A 21,982-nucleotide genomic window follows, 5' to 3' on the forward strand; every position below is an offset into this window, starting at 1 on the left:
GTCGATCAGTTTCGGTCGATCAGTTTCACTGCGAGATGCGACAGCAGCTTCACCGCCTCGCCATAGGTCCTGGCCTTTTCCGGATTGGAGGCGTTGCCGTCCAGCGCGCGCCTGTAGACGCCCTGGCAGATCGCGGCCAGCCGGAAGAAGGAGAAAGCGAGGAAGAACGTCCAGTCGCCGATGCCGGTGAGCCCGCGCCGCCGGCAATAGGTGGCGACATAGTCTTCTTCCAAGGGCAGGCCGAGCGCGGCGCGGTCGATACCCCCCAAGCCGCGAAAGCCCGAGCTATGCGGCAGGCGCCATTGCATGCACTGGTAGGCGATATCGGCAAATGGGTGACCTGATGTCGATAGTTCCCAGTCGAGCACCGCCAGCACCTTTGGCCGGTCCGGCGCGAATATCAGATTGTCCAGCCGGTAGTCGCCATGCACCAGCGAGACACGGCCATCGTCGGCGGGCATGTGCGTCTCCAGCCAGTCGATCAGCCGGTCCATATCGGCAATGGCACCGGTTTCCGAGGCGCGGTACTGGCTGGTCCAGCGCGCCAGCTGGCGCGCGAAATAATTGCCGGGCCGGCCGAAATCGCCGAGACCCACGGCCTCGATATCGACGTCGTGCAAGGCGGAGAGTGTGGCGTTCATGGCATCGTAGATCGCGGCGCGCTCGTCATTGTCGCGCGCTTCCGGCAGGGCCGGATCCCAAAAGATGCGGCCGTCGATGAAATCCATGACGTAGAACATGCGGCCGATCGGCGAGTTCTCGGCCGAGAGATGCAGCATCCGTGGCACCGGCACGGCGGTGCCTGAAAGCGCGCTCATCACCCTGAATTCACGGTCGACCTGGTGTGCCGATTTCAGCAACTGCCCCGGCGGCTTGGCGCGCAGCACGTAGCGGCCGCCGGCCGCCGTCAACAGATAGGTCGGGTTGGATTGGCCGGATTTGAATTTTTCGATCGAGGAAAGCCCGGCAAAACCGGGGATCCGCGCCTCGAGATAGGGCGAAAGCGCTGCCTGGTCGAGCGCGTTCGGGTCCCTCATGCGGTCTCGGGCTGGCGTTCGATCAGGGTCAGCGTCAGCCAGCGCGCGGTCAACGCCGGTTTCTTCGAGCCCTCGATCTCGATGGTCACGTCATGCGCGGTCTGCACCCAACCCGAGGGTCTGACCTTGACGTCGGCCAGCACGAAACGGGTGCGGATGCGCGCGCCGGTCTTTACCGGCGCCAGGAATCGCAGCGAATCGAAGCCGTGGTTGACGCCCATCTTGCCGTTTTCCAGCGGCGGCATGGTCTCGAAGGTCATTGCCGACAGCAGCGACAGCGACAGGAAGCCATGCGCGATGGTGCCGCCGAACGGCGTCTCGCGCTTGGCCCGCTCGGGATCGCAATGAATGAACTGGTGATCGTCGGTCGCGTCGGCGAACTGGTCGATCATGCGCTGCGTGACCACCCGCCATGGCGACACGCCCACCTCCTTGCCGACGCTGGCCAGAAGCACATCGAGACTGATCGGTTCCACGCGGATGTCCTCCAGTTTCATTCCCGGCTTCCCCGGCCGGAAATGTCATTCCTTGAACAGAGTCAGCCCATGCTGCACCGACTGTCCGCCGTCAATGGGCAGGATGGCGCCGGTGACATAGCTGCCTGCACGGCTGCACAAATAGAGCGTTGCGCCGGCAATGTCATCCGGGGCGCCGATCCGGCCGATCGGAACGTGGCTGCCGACATGCCTGGCCTGTTCCTCCGTGGCGGTGGCAAATGCCGTCATCCGGCTCTGGAAGGGGCCAGGGGCAAAGGCGTTCACGGTGATGCGGCGGCCGGCGAATTCCAGCGCCAGGGTGCGCGTCAGATGATGAACGGCCGCCTTGGAGGCGGTGTAGGAATAGGCGTCGTCGGCCAGCGGCTGCGTGCCCATCACCGAGCCCAGATTGATGACCCGGGCCGGATCCTCGTCGCTGGCCGCGGCTTCGAGCAGCGGCAGCAATTCGCGGGTCAGGTGGAAGACGGCGGTGACGTTGACGCCGAACACCTTGGCCCAGGCATGATAGGGGAAGCTCTCCAACGGCGCTCCCCAGGACACGCCGGCATTGTTGACAAGGATATGCAGCCGGTCGGCTCGCGCCTTGACCTCGCCGACCAAGGCGGCAATGCCGGCCTCGCTGGAAACGTCTCCGGCAAAGCCTTCCGCCCGGCCCGGCGCGCCAAGCCCGTTCAAGTCCTCGGCGACTTTGATGCAGTCCTCGCCCTTGCGCGAGGCGATCATCACCGTTGCGCCGGCCTTGACGAGGCCCGTCGCCGCCATGCGGCCGATGCCGGTCGCCGCGCCCGTGACCAGCGCGGTCTTGCCGGCCACCGAAAAAAGATCGTCGAGATAGCTCATCGAACTCCTGCGCCTTTCATCGGCGGATCGGGGAAAGCGTTCGCGTTGACAAGGCTATCCGAAGTACGGTCATCCTTGCCACTGACAAAATGCCCGGCCTGAATGAAGGGTTAGCGACCGATGACGGAGATGAATCTCGGCATGACGGAGCGGCTGAAGCCGATCCACGCGCGCGTCGCGGCCATGGTGCGCGACGAGATCATGCCGCTCGACAAGGAATTCCTCGGTGAAGTCGGCAAGGCGGGCGACCGCTGGACATACACGCGGCGCCAGACCGAGATCCTCGAAGGGCTGAAGAAGACCGCACGGGAGCGCGGCCTGTGGAATTTCTGGCTGACCGGCTCGGAACGCGGCTATGGCCTTTCCACCGTCGAATACGCCTATCTGGCCGAGGAGATGGGCAAGGCGCATCTCGGCGCCGAGACCTTCAACTGCTCGGCGCCCGACACCGGCAACATGGAGGTGCTGGAGCGCTACGGCTCGGCGGAGCACAAGAAGGCTTGGCTGGAGCCGCTTCTCGATGGAAAGATCCGCTCGGCCTATCTGATGACCGAGCCGGACGTCGCCTCGTCGGACGCTACTAACATTTCGATGCGCTGCGAACGGCGCGGCGACAGCTATGTGCTGAACGGCGAGAAGTGGTGGGCCTCGGGTGCCGGCGATCCACGCTGCGCCATCTATATCGTCATGGTGAAGACCTCCGATGGAGAGCCGAAGCACAGTCGGCATTCGATGATCCTTGTGCCGGCGGACACCAGGGGTGTCAGCAAGCTCCGTCCGATGCAGGTCTATGGCGACGACGACGCGCCGCATGGCCATATGCATCTTCGCTTCGACAATGTGCTGGTGCCGGCGTCGAACCTGATCCTCGGCGAGGGCAGGGGTTTCGAGATCGCGCAAGGCCGCCTCGGCCCCGGCCGCATCCATCACTGCATGCGGGCCATCGGCCAGGCCGAGATGGCGCTGGAGTTGCTGTGCCAGCGTTCGGTCTGCCGCGAGGCGTTCGGCCAGCCACTGGCGAAGCTGGGCGCCAATTTCGACATCATCGCCGAATGCCGGATGGAGATCGAGATGGCCCGCCTGCTCTGCCTCAAGGCGGCGTGGATGATCGACCAGGGCGACGCGCGCGCCGCCGCACCCTGGATCAGCCAGATCAAGGTGGTCGCGCCACGCGTGGCGCTGAAGGTCACCGATGAGGCGGTACAGATGTTCGGCGCGCAAGGAATCAGCCAGGACACGCCGCTGGCGCGCTCGTGGACGCATCTGAGAACCCTGCGCCTCGCCGACGGGCCGGATGCCGTGCATCGCCGCCAGGTGGCGCGGGCGGAGCTGAAGAAATACACGCAGGAGAAGGTCTGAGGCCGCCCGGTCAAGGAGACAGCCGATGAGCATCCCGTCCGAGATGAAGGCGCTGCTGCTGGTCGGCGACGGCTATAGCAGGACGCCGAGCGGCAGCGCGCTGGAGGCGATGGAGCCTTATCTCCAGCCAGGCAGTATCGCAGTGCCGGCGCCTGGGCCGACGCAAGTGCTGATCAAGGTCAGCCTTGCGTCGATCAATCCGTCCGATGTCGCCTTCATCAAGGGCCAGTACGGCCAGCCGCGGGTCAAGGGCCGGCCGGCCGGCTTCGAAGGCGTCGGCGCGGTCGTTGCTGGCGGCAACGAGCCCTACCCCAAGAGCCTCGTCGGCAAGCGCGTTGCCTTTGCCACCGGGCTCTCCAATTGGGGCTCATGGGCCGATTATGCCGTTGCCGAAGCCGCCGCCTGCATTCCGCTCCTCGACACCCTGCGCGACGAGGATGGGGCTGCCATGATCGTCAATCCGCTCACCGCGATCGCGATGTTCGACATCGTCAGCCGAGAGGGCGAAAGGGCCTTCGTCATGACCGCGGGCGCCAGCCAGCTCTGCAAGCTGATCATCGGGCTGGCCAGGGAGGAAGGATTCCGGCCTGTCGTCACCGTGCGCCGCGACGAGCAGATCGCGCTGCTGAAGGAAATCGGCGCCGCCCATGTACTCAACGAGAAGTCGCCCGATTTCGAAGCCTCGCTGCGCGAGGTGATAAAGGCCGAACAGCCGCGCATCTTCCTCGATGCGGTAACCGGGCCACTGGCCTCGGCCATCTTCAACGCCATGCCGAAACGCTCGCGTTGGATCATCTATGGACGGCTCGACCCCGAGGCCACGGTCATCCGCGAACCCGGCCAGCTGATTTTCCAGCACAAGCACATAGAGGGCTTCTGGCTGAGCGAATGGATGCGGCAGCATAAGGATCGCCGCGGTCCTGCGATCCTCGAGGCGCAGAAGCGCTTTTCCGACGGGCGCTGGACGACCGACGTGGCGGCTGTGGTGCCGCTGGCCGAGGCGATGGCGCGCGTGCCGGCGGAACTGGCCAGGCCCAATGGCAAGGTGTTCATTCGGCCGTAACGCGGGGGGCGCGGTTGAGCTGCATTCCGGTCCATCCAGCAGCTGCTATAACCTTCGAGGGCCGGAAGGTAGGTGGTTTGTTGGCTGCGATCGTTCAATGTCATCGGCGGCCACGCCGTTCGATCCCCCTATGCCACCCCGCTTTGTCCGTGATATGCCGCCGCCAATGAACGCTGGGACAGTGCTGGACCGGGCCTGTTCCGGATTGGTGTGGGGTGCTTGATGAGGATTTCCAAGCCGGTTTTCGACCGTCTGGGGCTTAGCCTGTGGATCGGGGCGTTCGCGGTCGTGCTTGGCCTGGTCCTGTGGTCGCCCGACGCGCGCACCGTGTTGCACGCCTACAGATATGGCAGTGTGGAGTTTCTGGCCGGCCGGCCGCTCTACGACCTCGAGTCCGAGATGGGATACCTTTACACGCCCGCCTTCGCCGCGCTCTATATTCCGTTCTTGAACCTGGGGCCGCATCTTGGCGGGCTGGCCTGGCATGCCCTCGGTTTCGCCGTTCTCACCCTTGCCGCGGCGCGGCAGGTGCGCAAGCTGGGCGGACAGGAGCAGACCTGGCTGCTTTCCTTCGGCCTCTTCCTCGCTTTGCCGATGACGCTGGGCGCCATCCGCAACGGGCAGGCGACAATCCTGCTGACCGGCGCCTGCTGGCTCTTGACCCTGTCGGCACTGGAAGGACGGCGTGCGGAGACCTTTCTCTGGGCCTCGCTTGCCATCACGGCCAAGCCGACCGCGATCATCATGCTGCTGTTGGTGGGGGCGTTGCGCCCGCGGCTGATACCGGCCCTTGTGCTGGCGGTGCTGTTCGTGCTCGCCATACCCTACGCTTTCGCTCCCGCCGGCTACCTGAACGAGCAGTATGGCGATTTCGCCCGCATGCTGACGTCGATGGCCGTCGACAAGACCAGCCATTTTGTTCCGACCGATTTCACCGCTCCCTTTATCGAGATGGGGCTGCCCGTTCCGGACTCGGTTGCCACGGCGGTGCGCGTCGTGATCGGCCTGCTGACGCTCTCGATCGTGCTCTGGTTCGACCGCAAGCTCGAACAAGGAGCGGCCGGACTCGCCATCTTCCTGACGGCGGCCTTCTACATGTGCGTCTTCAACCCGCGCGTCGAGCCCAACACCTATGCAATGATCGCGGTGCCCGCCGGCCTTGCCATTGCCCTGTTGTGGCGCGAAGAAAAAGGTGGCGTCCTGGCCTGCGTGCTGTCCATGACTTTATTCCTGACAGGTTTGACCGGTGTCGAGCGCCACATGCATGACTTTCTCTATCCCTGGTTTCGGCCGATCACGGTCACTTTCATCGCCTGCTTCCTGATATGGTGGTTCTGGGCCAAGGCGCGACAAAAATTGGTGAATGCGGAGCCTGTCGCCCATGGCTGAGATGCGCCCGACACTCGATATCGTCGCACCGTTCTTCAACGAGGCGCAATCGGCAACGGCTTTCGCGGCATTGCTCGACGCGCTCGAGGCGGCGGTGTCGAGCCGCTTCGGCATGCAGGTCCACAAGATCCTGGTCGACGACGGCAGCCGGGACGATAGCGCCCGGCGGTTTTCGCAGGCGCTTTCGGGATCCTGGGAAATCGTGCGCCTCAGCCGCAATTTCGGCAAGGAGGTCGCCGTGCTCGCCGGCCTCGACCACTCGCGGGGCGACATGGTGCTTGTCATGGACGCGGATCTGCAGCACTCCCTGGAGACCAGCCTGAAGATGATCGTCGAGCTGGCCGAGAATCCGGACGTCGATGTCGTCTACGCGCAGAACGACCGGCGCGGGGCAAGCTGGCGGCGCAGCCAGTTGGCGAAACTGTTCTACAGCCTGATCAACAGCAGCCAGCGGTTCGATATTCCCGAGAATGCAGGCGACTTTCGCGTCATGCGCGGCACCGTGGCGCGCGCATTGACCAGCCTGCGCGACAAAAGGCGCTTCAACAAGGGCCTGTTCGCCTGGGCCGGCTTCCGCCAGAAGGCCATATCCTATTCGCCGGAAAACCGCGCCAGCGGCAAGTCGAAATGGAGCCGGCTCAACCTGATCGCCTTTTCGCTAGAGGGGTTTACGTCCTTTTCGGTTATTCCGCTGCGCCTGATCAGCCTCAGCGGACTGCTTGCGGCGTTTGCCGGCGCGGTCTACGGCGCGAAAGTGCTCTTCGAGGTACTGTTCTACGGCATTGCCGTTCCAGGCTATCCGAGCCTGCTGGTCGCCGTGGTGCTGCTCGGCGGCCTCAACCTGACACTTCTCGGGCTGATCGGTGAATATGTCTGGGTCACGCTCAGCGAAAGCAAGGACCGCCCGGTTTACATCGTGCGCGATATCGTGCGCAGCGATATTCCCGCCAGGTCGGCGCCGGGCGTTCCCGGGGCATGATGCGTGGCATCCGCCTGATCGCCGACGATTACGGCCTGGCGCCCGGCGTCTCGGCGGCGATCCTCGACCTGCTCGATCGCGGGCGGCTTACGGGCACCGGTTGCATGACCGGTTTCGCGGAATGGCCGGGGGAGGCGGAACGCATCAAGCCGCTGTGCGGCCGGGTCGCCGTCGGCCTGCATCTGACCTTGACGGACCAGCCGGCCGTGACCGGGCCGTCGAGCCTGGCGCCGGAAGGCCGGCTGCCGCCGCTCCGCTCGCTGGCATTGCCGATCCTGCGCGGCAGCATCGAGACCTGCGACGTCCATGCTGAGCTCGACGCCCAATTTGGCCGCTTCGTCGAGGGGCTCGGGCGCCGGCCCGATTTCATCGACGGCCACCAGCATGTGCATTTCCTGCCTGTCGTGCGCAAATGGCTGCGGGGGTGTTTCGCCGGAGATGCCGGCAGACCGTGGCTGCGCGGCGCGCCGGCGCTGGCCGGCAGCGGAGCGGCGGCATCGAAAATTGCGGCGATCGCCGCCCTGGCAACTGGGTTCAACCGATCCATGCGGCGCGCCGGCTTCACCGTGAGGGCGCCGCTCGCCGGCATCTATGACTGGCGGCAGCCGGAAAAGTTCGCGCCCGGTCTGCAAACCGCCGTTGAAAGCCTGCCGGAAGAGGGACTGTTCATGTGCCATCCCGGGCATGTCGACGAGACGTTGCGTTCACGCGACCCGATGCAAGATGTGCGCGAAGTCGAATTCGCGGTTCTCGCCTCCGATCATTTCGGCGCAAGCCTGGCTCACGCGCGTGTCGGCATCATGGACGGCATGGCATGAGTGCCGATCAGTCCCGGCGTTCGACCGGCAACAAGATTATCCGCTTCGCCATCGTCGGCCTGGTGAACACGGCCATCGACCTTGCCGGTTTCTTTCTGCTGCTCAAGCTGCACGTGCCGCCGCTGCCCGCCAACGTTGCGTCCTGGTTCATTGCCGTCACCTTCTCCTTCGCGGCCAACGGCTTCTGGTCGTTCGAGCGCGATCCGGCCATCCGGCTGCATCATGCCTTTCTTCGCTTCGCCTCGCTCGGCGCGCTGATTTCGCTCGGTGTCTCCAGCCTCGCGATCGCGCTGTTCGCCGGTGTCGTCGGCGTTTGGCCGGCAAAAATCGGCGGGGTGGTTGTGGCGGCGGTGCTGAATTTCCTCGCCGCGCGCTGGTCGATCGAGGGCCGTCTGCTGAAATAGCAGCCTATTTCCCCACGAAAATTCCGGACCCGCTACACGGACTCCTGGAATTTCCCTATTCAGCCGGCTCCACATCGGTGTAGGCGGCTTCCTCGAGTTCGCGCTTCAGCCGCGCCTCCTCGTGGGTCTTCGGCGTGACGAAGCGGCCGAGCAAGAGATAGGCGACGGGGGTCAGGAACAGCGTCGAGACGGTGGCCAGCCCCAGTCCGCCGACGATCACCCAGCCGAGCGCGATACGGGCCTCGGCACCGGCGCCCGCCGCCAGCACCAGCGGCACGCCGCCGAGCACGGTGCAGATCATTGTCATCATCACCGGGCGCAAGCGAATGGTCGAGGCCTGTTCGATCGCCTCGCGCACGCCCAGTCCGCGATCGCGCAGCTGGTTTGCGAATTCGACGATCAGGATGCCGTTCTTGGCCATGACGCCGACCAGCAGCACCAGGCCTATCTGGCTGTAGGCGTTGAGGCTGGTGCCCGAGAGCAGAAGCGCGAAGATGGCGCAGGCGAGGCCGAGCGGCACTGTCGCCATGATGATGACGGCGCTGACGAAGCTCTCGAATTGCGCGGCAAGCACCAGCAGGATGATGACCAGGGCAAAACCGAAGATGGTGACCATGGCGCTGTTGGTCTCACCCAGTGTCGCCGCCTCGGCCAATGGCACGATGCGGCTGCCCGGCGGCAGAAGCGGCGTTGCGATCTCCTCGGCGCGCGTAAGGGCCGAGCCGAGCGCGAAATCGCCGCCGAGGTTGGACGTGATCGCCACCGATGGCTGCTGCTGCTCGCGCGACAGCGAGGGCGGCACGGCACGCTCGGTCAGCGTGGCGATGGTCGACATCGGCACGAAACGGCCGTCAGCCGTCTTCAGGAAGACGTTCTCCAGGTCGGTCGGATCGTTGATCGGGTTGGTGGTCGAAACCAGCTTCACCCCGTAGCTGCGGTCGGCGATGTAGACATCGACGACGTCGTTGCCGTCGAGCATGGCCTGCATGGTGTTGGCCAGCCCGGTAATGTCGATGCCAAGATCGGAGGCACGCTCGCGGTCAATCGCGACGGAGAGCTGCGGCTGGGTCGGGTCGATGGAAAGACGGGGTGTCTGGAAACGCGGATCCTTCTGCATCTCAGCGATGATCTTGACGGCCGCGTCGCCGAGCGCCTTGCGGTCGTTGCCGACCAGCGCGAACTGCAGGCCGTTGCCGGCGCCACGGATGCCGAGGCTGTTGGGCTGCACCGGGAAGATGCGCACGCTGGGCACCTGGCGGGTGAGCTGGCTGATCTCGGCCATGATCTCCTGCTGGCTGCGGCTGCGCTCGTCCCAGGGCGCCAGGGTCATCACCATGAAGCCTGAATTATAGGCGCCGTTCTGGCCGGCACTCTCGAAAGTGCTGACGATTTCGCCGGAATCACGCAGCGGCTGGATCAGTTTTTCGATCTTCTGCATCTGCTGTGTCGTGTAATCGAGGCTGACGCCTTGCGGGGCGCTGATGCGAAGCAGCACGACCGCGCGATCCTCGGTCGGCGTCAATTCCTGGCGGATGGTGCCGAACAGCGCGAATGCGGTGCCGGCGAACAGCAGCGCCACCAGCACCACAATCCACGGCGCGTCGAGGCAGACATGCAGGCTGCGCCGGTAGGCCGCGTTCAGCGCGCCCCCGATGCGTGCGCCGACGCCGTTGCCGCCCTCGTGGTGGAGGGCAGCAGTGGACAGCATGCGCGAGGCAAGCATGGGGCAAAGCGTCAGCGCGACCACGCAGGACAACAGCACCGACATGGCGAGCACGAAGCCGAATTCGCGGAACAGGCCGCCGGTCTGGCCCGGCAGGAAGGAGATCGGCACGAAGACGGCAACCAGGGTCAGCGTGGTGGCGATGACGGCGAAGAACACCTCTTGTGCGCCGAGCACAGCGGCGGCACGCGGCCCCATGCCTTGATTGCGCCGCCGCACGATGTTTTCCAAAACGACGATCGCGTCATCGACGACAAGCCCCGTCGCCAGCACCAGGGCCAGCAGCGTCAGGATGTTGATCGAGAAACCGGCGAGATAGATCGCCGCAATGGTGCCGATCATGGCGACGGGCATCGACAGGCCCGGAATGAGCGTGGCGCGCCAGTCGAGAAGAAAGGCATAAATGACGACCAGAACGATGGAGACGGAAAGCGCGAGCGCGATCTCCACCTCGTGGACGGCGCCGTTGACGAACACCGCGTCGTCGCTGGTGACCTTGATCGACATGCCTTGCGGCAGGTTTGCCTGCAATTTCTCGACGGCGGCCTTGACGCCGGTGGAGATGTCCAGCGTGTTCGATTCCGCCTGGCGGATGATGCCGATGCCGATGCCGGTCTTGCCGTCCGAGCGCAACGTGGTCTGGCCGATGTCGGGGCCAAGCGTGACGGTGGCGACATCGCGGATGCGCGTCGTGCCGCCAATGATGATGTTCTCGAATTCTTCCGGCGTCGTCACATCGGCCGTGGTGCGAACGATCAGGTCCTGATCGGTCGTGGTGATCGAGCCGGCGGGTGAATCGAAGGCGACCGAGGCAAGGGCGGTCCTGAGGTCGGCGACGGTGAAGCCCAGGCTGGCGAGCTTGTTCTGGTCGACGTCGATGCGGAAGATCTTGTCGCGGTCGCCATAGACCTGGACGTCGGCAACGCCTGGAACGGCGGCCAGTTCGTCCTCGATCTGGTCCTGGACTACGACGGTCATGTCCTGCACCGACATGGTGTCGGAGGTGACGGCCAGGCGCATCACGGGGTCGGAGTTGGCGTCGGCCTTGACGATGCGCGGCGGATCGGCCGTCTCCGGCATCTGGTTGGCGACGCGGCCGACGGCATCGCGCACATCCGAGGCCCCGACATTGAGGTCGACGCCGTCGTTGAATTCGATGGTGACGCGGCTCGAGCCGAAGGACGAGGTCGACGAGATCGACTTGACGCCGGAAACGCGGGCAACAGCTCCCTCGATTGTGTCGGTCAGTTCGCGATCGACCGTTTCGGCCGCCGCGCCTTCGAAAGTCGTGGAAACGGTGACGACGGCGCGGTCGACATCAGGCAGTTCGCGGATCTCGACGCCATAGAAGGCGGCGAGGCCGGCGACCGCGATGAGGACATTCAGCACCAAGGCCATGACCGGCCTGCGGATGAACAGGGCGGTAAAGCCGGTCTCGCTGGCGGCGTTGACGGCTCCGGTCATGAGCCTTCGGCCGCGTTCGCGGCGCGCTGCTCTCCACGGGCGATGCGGACTTCGCCGCCCTCGCTGACGCTCTGGGTGCCTTCGGTCACCACCATGTCGCCACTGTCCAGCTCCGCGTCGATCAACACGGTTTCGGTGTTGCGCTGGATGATGCGCACCGGCACCCGCTTGGCCTTGCCGTTCTCGACCGCCCAGACGTAGGCGCCGTCCGAGCCCCACAGGATCGCGAGCGGGCTGACGGCGGGGTAGGTCTCGCCGGGGAATTTCATGGTGATGGCGAACGACATGCCGGCGCGCAGCGAATCGGCCGGATTGGCGATCGTCGCCTTGACCAGAAGCGTACGGCTGTTCTCGTCGATGTGGTTGTCGATGGCTGAAACCGTGCCGGTATAGCTGTTGCCGGGGTTGGCGATCGGCGTCGCCGACAATTGCGCGCCGATCTTGACGGCGGCGGCGAAGCGCTCCGGCACCAGAAAATCGACAAGGATCGAGGACCGGTCGTCGAGCGTGGCGATCGCCGACTGGTTTGTAACATAATTACCGGCGGAGATCGGCAGGATGCCGACCGTGCCGGAGATCGGGGCGAGAACAGACCGGCGGTGCAGCGCGAGTTCCGCATCCTGTAGCGCCAGCTTGGCGCCGGCCAGCACCACTTCGGCATCGGCGACGGCGACCGGTGTCGCCGCATTGGAGGCGCGTAGCGACCTGACCCGGTCGAGCTTGGCCTGTGCGTCCTGAAGCGCGAGCCGGGCACGGTCCTGGGCGATCACTTCGGTCTCGGAATCAAGGGTCGCGATGACCTGTCCCTTGTCGACATGGGTGCCGGACGAAACCAGCAATTCGGCGAGACGGCCGGAGGAGTAGGGGTTGACCGTCACCGACGCATTGGCGCGGCCGGTGCCTATGGCCTGGAGCCGATCGTTTATGGTCGCGGAAATAGCGGGCACGACGACGACGTTGACCTGACGGGCTCGCTCGCCGCCAGCGGATTTCGTGCCGGCGCCGGTTTTTTCAGCCGGAGGCGTTGCCGCGTAGGCCCAGTCTATTCCCCAGCGCGCCAGCACGTCCGGCGCGCCCGGAAAAAAGCGCAGCCAGGCGGCAGCAGCCACCACCAGCACCACAAGGGCGAAAAGTATCTGTTTCCAGGCGGCCATCGGCACTCCGGTTGGCAAAACAATCCTTCCGTCCACCGGTTTCCCGAAATAAGCAGACGCAGCGGGGCTATTCTAAGGCAAGAAGCAAGCCCCCGATATCGTGCCTTTATGACAATTCTTCAGTGTCCACGCACATTAAATATGCGTAACGTTGGCGGTATTCGTGTCGTTTTGATTTTTTAGTTCGCTTCGAGCCGGACTGTCGAGATTACAACGCTGGCTATGCGGCCCCGACGCCAGTTTCGGGCCGAAATCGTTTCAGACTTATCCGGGGCTGCATCAACGCAGGCCTTCCATCTCGCGGATGCGCCGGGCGCCGTCGGCCTCGAGTTGCCTTGTGACGGCACCGATCAGCGTTTCGGCGACGACGAAGAGCGCCGCCGAGGAGTCCCACGCCGAAGGCACGGCGGTTCGCCCGGCGATGACGTGGCGGGCGAAGCGGGCGATCGGTGACAGCCACTGGTCGGTGAACAGCACGATCTGCACGCCACGCTGATGGGCCTTCTCGGCGAAACGGATGAGGCTGTCCTGGTAGCGCCTGATGTCGAAAATGACCAGCACGTCGCGCTTGCCCATGTCGATCAGCCTGTCGCGCCACATGCTTTCCTGGCCGGCGAGGTGAATGACGTCAGGCTGGATGATGGCGAGGTGGGCGGCCATGTAGCGCGCCAGCGGGTCGGTGAAGCGGCCGCCGATCAGGAATGTCTTGCCGCGACGCTCGGCGAGGCGGGACGCGATGTCGGCAAGCTGCTTGTCGGACAGATGCCGGAACGTCTCGCGCATATTGTCGAGCGTTGCCTCCAGCATCGGCGACGCCGTGCCGCCGGGCAAGGGCGGATTGAGCGTGCGGGTCGCAGGGGACTGCAATTGCGCCGCCAGTTCGTCCTGCAGGCTCGACTGGAACTCCGGATAGTTCTGGAAGCCGAGCCTGGCGACGAAACGCAGGATCGTGGGCGAGGACACGCCGGCCGCGGACGAGAATTCGGCGACAGTCTTCAGGCCGATCATCGGATAGCTCGCTATCAGTGTCTGGGCCGCGCGCCGCTCGCCGGCCGGCATCATGCCGATGCGGTCGGCGATCAATTCGGCAATACTGGAAATCATCTTTTCCCACCCATGGCCCGGCCGACGGTGTTTTCCCCAAATCGCATTTGACAAAGCCGGACAAACTGTATGAAATCATCCATAGGGACGCAATGAGGCAAAATACGTAACATACGATACAGCGCTCCCCGGGGACCGCAGACTATGGAGAAAGCACGGCCCGCCAGCCTTGCATCGTCTGGTGCCGTAAGGGTGACCAACCCGGGCGGATCGAGCCCCTTCGTGCTCACCTGCGACCACGCCTCCAATTTCTTGCCTGCCGAATTCGGAACGCTCGGTCTCACCGCCGAGGACCTGTCGCGTCACATCGCCTGGGATCCCGGCGCGCTGCCGGTTGCGCTGCGCATGGCGCAGGCGCTCGATGCGACGCTGGTCGAAACCTGCATTTCGCGTCTCGTCATCGACTGCAATCGGCCGCTTGACGCGCCGGACCTGGTACCGCCGGTCAGCGAAACCACAGCCATACCGGGCAACACCAGTCTGTCGGAAAAGCAGCGCGCGGCGCGGGTCGCCCTGTCATGGCAGCCGTTCCATAGCGCCATCGAGCATGTTGTCGAAGACAGGCTGGCGCGCGGCCAGGAGACGCGGCTGGTATCGGTGCATTCCTTCACGCCCGTCTACAAAGGCCGCGACCGGCCCTGGCATATCGGCATCATTCACGATGACGACCGCCGGCTGGCGGCGCCGCTGATATCGGCGCTGCGGCGGCTTGCCGGCATCACCGTCGGCGTCAACGAACCCTATTCGCCGGCCGACCGCGTCTATTTTACGCTGGAACGCCATGCGCGCCCGCGCGGGCTGCCCTGCGCGATGATCGAAATCCGCAACGATGAAATCTCCGGCGAAACCGGGCAGCGGAAATGGGCGGATCTGCTCACAGGCATCTTTTCGGATCTGGAGCCCGAGGAGACCAGGGGCGCCAGGGAACACGCAGTGGGAAAGTCAGTTCAATCGGCCAGCTGAGAACGCAAGGGGACTAAAAATGGCAGCACCTGGATATACCGAAGTTGACAAGGCGGAGGACGTCAAGGTCCTCCACAGCATGGGCTACGCCCAGGAACTGGAGCGGCGCCTCAGCCGCTTTTCGAATTTCGCCGTTTCCTTCTCCATCATCTGCATCCTGTCGGGCGGCATCAATTCGCTGGCGCAGGCAACGTCGGGTGCCGGCGGCATCGGCATCGGCATAGGCTGGCTGGTCGGCTGCTTCGTCTCGTTGACTTTCGCCGTCGCCATGTCGCAGATCAGCTCGGCCTACCCGACGGCCGGCGGGCTCTATCATTGGGGCTCGATCCTGGGCAACCGCGGCACCGGCTGGGTCACGGCCTGGCTCAACCTGCTCGGCCTGATCACCGTGCTCGGCGCCATCAATGTCGGCACCTGGACCTTCTTCATCGGCGCCTTCGGACCGGCGCTCGGCATCGAAGGCACGCTGACCAACCAGATGATCTTTCTGGTCATCATCACCGGCGCCCAGGCGCTGATCAACCATCTCGGCATCAAGCTGACGGCCAAGCTCACCGACTTCTCGGGCTACCTCATCTTCTTCGGCTCGATCCTGATCGCGGTGGTCTGCCTGCTCTCCGCCGAAACCTGGGATTTCAGCCGGCTGTTCACCTTCCATAACTACTCCGGCGATGCCGGAGGCGGCGTCTGGCCGTCGGTTTCGAACGCCTGGGTGTTCGCGCTCGGCCTCCTGCTGCCGATCTACACCATCACCGGTTACGACGCCTCGGCGCATACGTCCGAGGAGACCATCAAGGCGGCCAGTTCGGTGCCGCGCGCCATGGTCATGTCGGTGATCTGGTCGGCCGTATTCGGCTATCTGTTCCTGGCCGCCTTCGTGCTGATGATCCCGAATATGGACGATGCCGCCAAGCAAGGCTGGAACGTGTTCTTCTGGGCCTTCGACCAACGCGTCAGCCCTGGCCTCAAGGAGTTCGTCTACCTCGTCGTGTTCGTCGCTCAGCTGCTGTGCGGCCTCGCTACCGTCACATCGGCGTCGCGCATGATCTTCGCCTTCTCGCGTGACGGCGGCCTGCCGGGTTCGTCGGCACTGGCCAAGGTCAGCCCGACCTACCGCACGCCGGTGGCGGCGATCTGGACGGCATCGATCCTGTCGGTGCTGTTCGTCTGGGGTTCGACGCTGGTTTCGGTCGCCGGCACCTCGGCCTACACCATCGTGGTCTCCTGCACCGTCATCTTCCTGTTCCTGTCCTTCACCGTGCCGATCGTGCTCGGGATGCTGGCCTGGGGTACGCCCAAGTGGGACAAGATGGGACCGTGGAACATGGGGCGCGGCGTGTTCATGCTGTTTGCGGTCCTGTCGATCGTGTCGATGATCCTGATCTTCGTCATCGGCATCCAGCCGCCGAACGACTGGGCGCTCTACATCACCGTCGGCTTCTTCATTCTGACCGCGATCGTCTGGTTTGCCTTCGAGCGAAACCGCTTCCAGGGCCCGCCGCTCGGCGACATCATCGCGGCGCGCCAGGCGGCGATCAAGGCGGCTGAGCAGGCCGTCGGCGAAACCGGCCACTGAGGCCAGCATCTCACAGCCGTGGCCGGCACCTTGCCGGCCACGGTTTCGACCTTCGAAATCGACAGCCTCAAATGACAAGCACTGGAGCGCCAAAGGAATGGCCGGAAATTTCTCGTTCGATCAGTTGAAGAAAGCGGTTTCCGGTGGGGAGATCGACACCGTGCTGGCCTGCATCGTCGATATGCAGGGACGGCTGGCGGGAAAACGGTTCCTGGCTCAGTACTTCGTCGATTCGGCGCATGACGAGACGCATGGCTGCAACTATCTGCTGGCCGCCGACATCGATATGGAGCCGGTGCCCGGCTATAAGGCGGCCAGCTGGTCGAAGGGCTATGGCGATTTCGTCATGAAGCCCGACCTCGCGACGCTGCGGCGCATTCCATGGCTGGAAAAGACAGCGCTCGTGATCTGCGACGTGCTCGACCACCACACCCATGACGACCTGCCGCATTCCCCGCGCGCCATCCTGAAGAAGCAGGTCAAGCGGCTGACGGAGCGCGGCTATATCGGCTATTTTGCCTCCGAGCTCGAATTCTACCTCTTCAGCGAGACGTACGATTCGGCGCGCAAGAAGCACTGGCAGGGCCTCGACACCGCCTCGCCATACATCGGCGACTATCAGATCGGCATCACCACCAAGGAAGAAGGCGTCATGCGACGGCTTCGCAACGAAATGGAAGCGGCAGGCATCCCGATCGAGAATTCGAAGGGCGAGTGGGGCCCGGGCCAGGAAGAGATCAATGTACGCTATGCCGAGGCGCTCGAGATGGCCGACCGCCATGTCATCCTGAAGAACGGCGCTAAGGAGATCGCCGAATCCGAAGGCAAGGCGATTTCCTTCATGGCCAAGTACAATTACGGGCTCGCCGGCAATTCCAGCCACATCCACAATTCGTTGTGGAGCGCCGACGGCAACACGCCGCTTTTCTTCGACAGACAGGCCGACTGGACGCTATCGAGCCTCGGCCAGCAATGGGCGGCGGGCCAACTCAAATACGCCAAGGAGTTCACCTGGTTCCTGGCGCCCTACATCAATTCCTACAAGCGCTTCCAGGCCGGCACGTTCGCGCCAACCAAGATCATGTGGAGCGAAGACAACCGCACCGCCGGCTTCCGCTTGTGCGGCGAAGGCACCAAGGGCATCCGAATGGAATGCCGCATCGGCGGCGCCGACTTGAACCCCTATCTCGCCTTCGCGGCGCTGATCGCCGCCGGCCTTGCCGGCATCGACGAGAAGCTGGAGCTGCAGAAGCCCTTCGTCGGGGACGCCTATCAGGCATCGCGCCTGCCGGAGATCCCGAAGACGCTGCGCGACGCCACCGACACGCTGGCCAAATCGAAGATGCTGAAGCAGGCCTTCGGCGAGGACGTGCTCGAACATTATGTCCACACGGCAAAATGGGAGCAGTTCGAATACGACCGCCGCATTACGGATTGGGAACTGCACAGAGGGTTCGAGCGATACTAGACAGCCGGCGACGTCAGCACCGCCCTCACCATTACCTCTCTCCATTGGAGAGAGGGGGCGCCAGCGCCTGAGCTTTTCCTTCTCCCCGACACTATACGGGGAGAAGGTGCCGGCAGGCGGATGAGGGGCAGCGTCAAGCCAAACGATTTTCGATTGTTACAATGCGAGGACCTAAACGATGACCGAAACGGTCAAACTCAAATCCCCCATCGATGGCTCGATCTACGCCGAGCGGCTTGTGGCGACGGACCAGGCGGTCAATGCCGCCATCGAGCGCGCCAAGGCAGCGCAGGAAAAGTGGGCGCAGACTTCGATCGCCGAGCGCGGCAAGTACATGCTGGCGATGCTCGAAGCTTTGGTCGCCATGACGGACGAGATCGTGCCGGAGATTGCCTGGCAGATGGGGCGTCCGGTGCGCTATGGCGGCGAGTTCGGCGGCGTCAAGGAACGCACCAGCTATATGGTCGAGATCGCCGAAGCGGCGCTGAAATCGGTCCCGGCTTCCAATCCGAAGGAGGGGTTCCGCCGCTATGTGAAGAAGGATCCGCTCGGCGTGGTCATGGTGATAGCGCCCTGGAACTACCCTTACCTCACCGCGGTCAACACGATCGTGCCGGCGCTTATGGCCGGCAACACCGTCATCCTCAAGCATGCCGCGCAGACGCTGCTGGTCGGCGAGCGTTTCCAACAGGCTTTCGACAGAGCAGGCCTGCCCAAGGGCGTGTTCCAGAACATCGTGCTGAACCACGCCCAGACAGAAAGATTGCTCGGCTCGGGCAAGATCGACCACGTCAATTTCACCGGCTCGGTCGCCGGCGGCCGCGCCATCGAGAAAGCGGCGGCGGGCACCTTCATGACGCTCGGGTTGGAACTTGGCGGCAAGGATCCGGCCTATGTGCTGCCCGACGCCAAGATGGACCATGCCGTCGCCAATCTCGTCGACGGCGCGTTCTATAATTCCGGCCAATGCTGCTGCGGCATCGAGCGCGTCTACGTGCACGAAAAGGTCTATGACGCGTTCGTCGAAGGCTTCATCGCCGAGACGAAGAACTATGTCGTCGGCAACCCGCTCGAACAGGCGACGACGATGGGGCCGATGGCGCAGGCGCGTTTCGCCGACCTGATCCGCGAGCAGAAGGCCGAGGCGCTGCGCAAGGGCGCCAAGGCGCATATCAACATGAAGGTGGCTCAAGACAAGGCCGGCTCGCCCTATCTGGCGCCGGAGGTGCTGACCGGCGTCGACCACCAGATGAGCGTCATGCGCGAGGAAAGTTTTGGCCCGATCGTCGGCATCATGAAGGTGCGCAACGACGAGGAAGCGATCGCGCTAATGAACGACAGCCCCTACGGCCTGACCGCCTCGATCTGGACGCGCGACACCGAGCATGCGGTGGCGATCGGCGACCGCGTCGAGACCGGTACCGTGTTCATGAACCGCTGCGACTACCTCGACCCGGCGCTGGTCTGGACCGGCGTCAAGGACACCGGCAAGGGGGCCGGCTTGTCAGCCATCGGCTACGACAACCTGACCCGGCCGAAATCCTTCCACCTGCGCGAAGCCATCTGATTTTTTGAAAGACAAACATGTCCAAGCTGATCTCCAAATGGAACTACCCCACCACCGTCCGCTTCGGCGCCGGGCGCATCAAGGAATTGCCCGAGGTGCTCGCCGCCACCGGCATCAAGCGGCCGCTCTTCGTCACCGATCCGGGGCTGGCGAAACTGCCGGTCGTGGCTTCGACGCTGAAAATCCTCGATGACGTAAAAGTGCCCTATGGGGTCTTCTCCGAAGTGAAGCCGAACCCGGTCGATTCCAATCTCACCGCCGGCATCGCGGTGTTCAAAAAGGGCAAGCATGACGGCGTCATTGCCTTCGGCGGCGGCTCGGCGCTCGACCTCGGCAAACTGATCGCCTTCCAGGCGGGACAGACGCGGCCGGTCTGGGATTTCGAGGACATCGGCGACTGGTGGACGCGCGCCAACTCGGACGCGATCGCGCCGATCATCGCGGTGCCGACCACGGCCGGCACCGGCTCCGAAGTCGGCCGCGCCGGCGTCATCACCAATGAGGCGACCCACACCAAGAAGGTCATCTTCCATCCGAAGCTGCTGCCGGCGATCGTCATTGCCGATCCGGAGCTGTCGGTTGGCATGCCGGGGTTCATCACCGCCGGCACCGGCATGGACGCGCTGGCCCATTGCCTCGAGGCTTATTGCGCGCCGGGCTATCATCCGATGGCCGACGGCATCGCCGTGGAAGGCATCAGACTTGTCTTCGAGAACCTGCCGAAGGCCTATGCCAACGGAAGGGATCTGGTCGCCCGCGCCAACATGATGAGCGCCGCGGCGATGGGCGCAGCAGCCTTCCAGAAGGGGCTGGGGGCGATCCATTCGCTGTCGCATCCCATCGGGGCGCTCTACGACACCCATCACGGCATGACCAATGCGGTGTTCATGCCCTATGTGCTCGCCTTCAACCGCGAGGCGATCGAGGACCGCATCGCGCGGCTCGCCGCCTATTGCGGCATAAGGGGCGGCTTCGACGGCTTCGCCAGGGCTGTCATCAGGCTTCGCAAGGAATTGAAGGTGCCGCATGCGCTGCCGGGCCTGATCAAGGGGCTCGACATGGACAAGAAGCGCAAGGGCTTGATCGCCGATATGGCGGTGGTCGATCCGACAGCCGGCGGCAACCCGGTCAAGCTGACCAAGAAAGCAGCGCTGACGCTGCTCGAAAATGCAATCGCCGGCACGGTGTGATACCGCTTTAAGGGTAAAATTGATCTGGAAAATCAGGGGCAACCAAGGGGAAAGGGTGAGATGCAAGGCAAAAACTAATTAGCCGGAAAATTAAGTGATGGCTAATTGCTACAGTCGGTTAAAAGGAGTTAACTTTCGTGCTGCCAGCGGTGGGGTTTCATAAAGCTTTCATCTGGCTGTCACACGAAAACGATACCGCATCGCAGGCGCCCAACGGCGTCAGTTCAACGGAGAGAACACATGTTCAAATTCACGGGGAAAGTGCTTTCCCTTTCGGCCGCGGCGCTGTTTGCGTCGACGGTGATTTCGTCCGCGGCTCCGCTGGACGATCTCGTCAAGGCCGCGAAGGCGGAAGGCCAGCTCACCACCATCGCTTTGCCGCATGACTGGTGCGGTTACGGCGACGTCATCGCCGGGTTCAAGGCGAAATATCCGGAAATCACCATCAACGAGCTCAACCCCGACGCCGGTTCGGGCGACGAGGTCGAGGCGATCAAGGCCAATAAGGACAATAAGGGCCCGCAGGCGCCCGACGTCATCGACGTCGGCCTGTCCTTCGGCCCGACCGCCAAGGCCGACGGCCTGCTGATGCCCTACAAGGTGTCGACCTGGGACTCGATCCCCGACAGCGCCAAGGATGCCGACGGCGCCTGGTACGGCGACTATTACGGCGTTCTGGCGATGATGGTGAACAAGGATCTGGTCAAGGAATCGCCGAAGGACTGGGCCGATCTGCTGAAGCCGGAATTCGCCAATTCGGTGGCTCTCGCGGGTGATCCGCGCGCTTCGAACCAGGCCATCCAGGCGGTCTATGCCGCTGGCCTTTCGAGTGGAGCCGCCGCTGGCGAAGCCGCGGGCACCGCCGGCCTCGACTTCTTCAAGAAGCTCAATGCCGCCGGCAATTTCGTACCGGTCATCGGCAAGCCGGCGACACTCGCCCAGGGCCAGACTCCGATCCTGATCAACTGGGATTACAATGCGCTCGCCGGCCGTGACACGCTGAAAGGCAACCCGCCGGTCGACGTCGTCGTGCCGAAGACCGGCGTCGTCGCCGGCGTCTACGTGCAGGCGATCAGCGCCTATGCGCCGCATCCGAACGCAGCCAAGCTCTGGATGGAATATCTCTATTCCGACGAAGGCCAGATCGGCTGGCTCAAGGGCTATTGCCACCCGATCCGCTTCAACGATCTCGCGAAGAACGGCAAGATCCCGGCGGATGTGCTGGCCAAGCTGCCGCCGGCGGAAGCCTATGCTTCGGCGGTGTTCCCGACGCTGGACGAGCAGGGCAAGGCCAAGGAAGCCGTCACCAAGAACTGGGATTCCGTTGTCGGTGCCAACGTCAAGTAACAGTTGAAATCAACCGGGCGGCCTCGCGCCGCCCGGTTTT

The 21,982-nt window shown here is 63.9% G+C and carries 18 protein-coding genes; 12 read left to right on the plus strand and 6 right to left on the minus strand.

Annotated elements, in window-relative coordinates; all coding sequences use genetic code 11:
- Positions 1–5 precede the first annotated feature (5 nt).
- Genes LB551_RS11240 through LB551_RS11250 form a run of 3 tightly spaced genes read right to left on the minus strand, consistent with a single transcriptional unit; the run spans position 6 to position 2,374 of the window.
- Complete coding sequence (locus LB551_RS11240; protein ID WP_224623995.1) at positions 6–1,037, minus strand: phosphotransferase family protein; 1,032 nt, start codon at positions 1,035–1,037, stop codon at positions 6–8.
- A complete protein-coding gene (locus LB551_RS11245) occupies positions 1,034–1,534 on the minus strand; it encodes a MaoC family dehydratase (protein ID WP_263483366.1) in 501 nt (166 codons plus the stop codon). The genes LB551_RS11240 and LB551_RS11245 overlap by 4 nt, the downstream gene beginning before the upstream one ends.
- A gap of 24 nt (positions 1,535–1,558) precedes the next feature.
- Positions 1,559–2,374, minus strand: a complete 816-nt coding sequence (locus LB551_RS11250; protein ID WP_224623994.1) for an SDR family oxidoreductase — start codon at positions 2,372–2,374, stop codon at positions 1,559–1,561.
- A gap of 120 nt (positions 2,375–2,494) precedes the next feature.
- On the opposite strand from LB551_RS11250, the gene LB551_RS11255 reads away from it, so the two are divergent.
- The 6 genes from LB551_RS11255 (at position 2,495) to LB551_RS11280 (ending at position 8,386) form a co-directional block, all read left to right on the plus strand.
- Complete coding sequence (locus LB551_RS11255) at positions 2,495–3,733, plus strand: acyl-CoA dehydrogenase family protein (protein WP_224623993.1); 1,239 nt, start codon at positions 2,495–2,497, stop codon at positions 3,731–3,733.
- Between the two features lie 25 nt (positions 3,734–3,758).
- On the plus strand, positions 3,759–4,796 hold the full coding sequence (locus LB551_RS11260; protein ID WP_224623992.1) for a zinc-binding dehydrogenase: 1,038 nt from the start codon (positions 3,759–3,761) through the stop codon (positions 4,794–4,796).
- 222 nt (positions 4,797–5,018) lie between these two features.
- A complete protein-coding gene (locus LB551_RS11265) occupies positions 5,019–6,185 on the plus strand; it encodes a glycosyltransferase family 87 protein (protein WP_224623991.1) in 1,167 nt (388 codons plus the stop codon).
- Positions 6,178–7,164: a glycosyltransferase family 2 protein gene (locus LB551_RS11270; RefSeq protein ID WP_140549574.1), complete on the plus strand. Its 987-nt coding sequence runs from the start codon at positions 6,178–6,180 to the stop codon at positions 7,162–7,164. Before LB551_RS11265 ends, LB551_RS11270 begins: the two co-directional genes overlap by 8 nt.
- On the plus strand, positions 7,161–7,982 hold the full coding sequence (locus LB551_RS11275) for a ChbG/HpnK family deacetylase (RefSeq protein WP_224623990.1): 822 nt from the start codon (positions 7,161–7,163) through the stop codon (positions 7,980–7,982). The genes LB551_RS11270 and LB551_RS11275 overlap by 4 nt, the downstream gene beginning before the upstream one ends.
- Positions 7,979–8,386 carry a GtrA family protein gene (locus tag LB551_RS11280; protein WP_140496314.1) on the plus strand — a complete coding sequence of 136 codons (408 nt, stop codon included), beginning with the start codon at positions 7,979–7,981 and terminating at the stop codon, positions 8,384–8,386. Before LB551_RS11275 ends, LB551_RS11280 begins: the two co-directional genes overlap by 4 nt.
- A 55-nt stretch (positions 8,387–8,441) precedes the next feature.
- Here LB551_RS11280 and LB551_RS11285 read toward each other — a convergent pair whose 3' ends face one another.
- The 3 genes from LB551_RS11285 to LB551_RS11295 form a co-directional block, all read right to left on the minus strand.
- Positions 8,442–11,573 (minus strand): efflux RND transporter permease subunit, encoded by a 3,132-nt coding sequence (locus LB551_RS11285; RefSeq protein WP_224659204.1) that lies wholly within the window; start codon positions 11,571–11,573, stop codon positions 8,442–8,444.
- A complete protein-coding gene (locus tag LB551_RS11290; RefSeq protein WP_224623988.1) occupies positions 11,570–12,727 on the minus strand; it encodes an efflux RND transporter periplasmic adaptor subunit in 1,158 nt (385 codons plus the stop codon). Before LB551_RS11290 ends, LB551_RS11285 begins: the two co-directional genes overlap by 4 nt.
- Before the next feature lie 279 nt (positions 12,728–13,006).
- Positions 13,007–13,831: a MurR/RpiR family transcriptional regulator gene (locus LB551_RS11295; RefSeq protein ID WP_140549578.1), complete on the minus strand. Its 825-nt coding sequence runs from the start codon at positions 13,829–13,831 to the stop codon at positions 13,007–13,009.
- Between the two features lie 144 nt (positions 13,832–13,975).
- On the opposite strand from LB551_RS11295, the gene LB551_RS11300 reads away from it, so the two are divergent.
- The 6 genes from LB551_RS11300 (at position 13,976) to LB551_RS11325 (ending at position 21,942) form a co-directional block, all read left to right on the plus strand.
- Positions 13,976–14,794 (plus strand): N-formylglutamate amidohydrolase, encoded by an 819-nt coding sequence (locus LB551_RS11300; protein ID WP_224659205.1) that lies wholly within the window; start codon positions 13,976–13,978, stop codon positions 14,792–14,794.
- 19 nt (positions 14,795–14,813) lie between these two features.
- The gene (locus LB551_RS11305) at positions 14,814–16,370 is read left to right on the plus strand and encodes an amino acid permease (RefSeq protein ID WP_224623985.1); all 1,557 of its coding nucleotides are present in this window, start codon (positions 14,814–14,816) and stop codon (positions 16,368–16,370) included.
- Positions 16,371–16,467: 97 nt separating this feature from the next.
- The gene (locus LB551_RS11310) at positions 16,468–17,838 is read left to right on the plus strand and encodes a glutamine synthetase family protein (RefSeq protein WP_224659206.1); all 1,371 of its coding nucleotides are present in this window, start codon (positions 16,468–16,470) and stop codon (positions 17,836–17,838) included.
- A gap of 178 nt (positions 17,839–18,016) precedes the next feature.
- On the plus strand, positions 18,017–19,405 hold the full coding sequence (locus tag LB551_RS11315) for an aldehyde dehydrogenase family protein (RefSeq protein WP_224659207.1): 1,389 nt from the start codon (positions 18,017–18,019) through the stop codon (positions 19,403–19,405).
- A gap of 17 nt (positions 19,406–19,422) precedes the next feature.
- Entirely contained in the window at positions 19,423–20,595 is a 1,173-nt protein-coding gene (locus LB551_RS11320) for an iron-containing alcohol dehydrogenase (protein ID WP_140549582.1), read from the plus strand.
- A gap of 240 nt (positions 20,596–20,835) precedes the next feature.
- The gene (locus LB551_RS11325; RefSeq protein ID WP_140522419.1) at positions 20,836–21,942 is read left to right on the plus strand and encodes an ABC transporter substrate-binding protein; all 1,107 of its coding nucleotides are present in this window, start codon (positions 20,836–20,838) and stop codon (positions 21,940–21,942) included.
- Positions 21,943–21,982 lie beyond the last annotated feature (40 nt).

This window comes from Mesorhizobium sp. BR1-1-2 (genome assembly GCF_020165435.1).
GTDB lineage: Bacteria > Pseudomonadota > Alphaproteobacteria > Rhizobiales > Rhizobiaceae > Mesorhizobium.

What these genes read in the sequence shown, in the direction of transcription:
- LB551_RS11315 (WP_224659207.1), top strand. Translation starts at nt 18,017, where the DNA reads ATGACCGAAACGGTCAAACTCAAATCCCCCATCGATGGCTCGATCTAC.
- LB551_RS11245 (WP_263483366.1), bottom strand. Translation starts at nt 1,534, where the DNA reads ATGAAACTGGAGGACATCCGCGTGGAACCGATCAGTCTCGATGTGCTT.
- LB551_RS11305 (WP_224623985.1), top strand. Translation starts at nt 14,814, where the DNA reads ATGGCAGCACCTGGATATACCGAAGTTGACAAGGCGGAGGACGTCAAG.
- LB551_RS11290 (WP_224623988.1), bottom strand. Translation starts at nt 12,727, where the DNA reads ATGGCCGCCTGGAAACAGATACTTTTCGCCCTTGTGGTGCTGGTGGTG.
- LB551_RS11240 (WP_224623995.1), bottom strand. Translation starts at nt 1,037, where the DNA reads ATGAGGGACCCGAACGCGCTCGACCAGGCAGCGCTTTCGCCCTATCTC.
- LB551_RS11310 (WP_224659206.1), top strand. Translation starts at nt 16,468, where the DNA reads ATGGCCGGAAATTTCTCGTTCGATCAGTTGAAGAAAGCGGTTTCCGGT.
- LB551_RS11275 (WP_224623990.1), top strand. Translation starts at nt 7,161, where the DNA reads ATGATGCGTGGCATCCGCCTGATCGCCGACGATTACGGCCTGGCGCCC.
- LB551_RS11255 (WP_224623993.1), top strand. Translation starts at nt 2,495, where the DNA reads ATGACGGAGATGAATCTCGGCATGACGGAGCGGCTGAAGCCGATCCAC.
- LB551_RS11265 (WP_224623991.1), top strand. Translation starts at nt 5,019, where the DNA reads ATGAGGATTTCCAAGCCGGTTTTCGACCGTCTGGGGCTTAGCCTGTGG.
- LB551_RS11295 (WP_140549578.1), bottom strand. Translation starts at nt 13,831, where the DNA reads ATGATTTCCAGTATTGCCGAATTGATCGCCGACCGCATCGGCATGATG.
- LB551_RS11300 (WP_224659205.1), top strand. Translation starts at nt 13,976, where the DNA reads ATGGAGAAAGCACGGCCCGCCAGCCTTGCATCGTCTGGTGCCGTAAGG.
- LB551_RS11260 (WP_224623992.1), top strand. Translation starts at nt 3,759, where the DNA reads ATGAGCATCCCGTCCGAGATGAAGGCGCTGCTGCTGGTCGGCGACGGC.
- LB551_RS11285 (WP_224659204.1), bottom strand. Translation starts at nt 11,573, where the DNA reads ATGACCGGAGCCGTCAACGCCGCCAGCGAGACCGGCTTTACCGCCCTG.
- LB551_RS11250 (WP_224623994.1), bottom strand. Translation starts at nt 2,374, where the DNA reads ATGAGCTATCTCGACGATCTTTTTTCGGTGGCCGGCAAGACCGCGCTG.
- LB551_RS11325 (WP_140522419.1), top strand. Translation starts at nt 20,836, where the DNA reads ATGTTCAAATTCACGGGGAAAGTGCTTTCCCTTTCGGCCGCGGCGCTG.
- LB551_RS11280 (WP_140496314.1), top strand. Translation starts at nt 7,979, where the DNA reads ATGAGTGCCGATCAGTCCCGGCGTTCGACCGGCAACAAGATTATCCGC.
- LB551_RS11270 (WP_140549574.1), top strand. Translation starts at nt 6,178, where the DNA reads ATGGCTGAGATGCGCCCGACACTCGATATCGTCGCACCGTTCTTCAAC.
- LB551_RS11320 (WP_140549582.1), top strand. Translation starts at nt 19,423, where the DNA reads ATGTCCAAGCTGATCTCCAAATGGAACTACCCCACCACCGTCCGCTTC.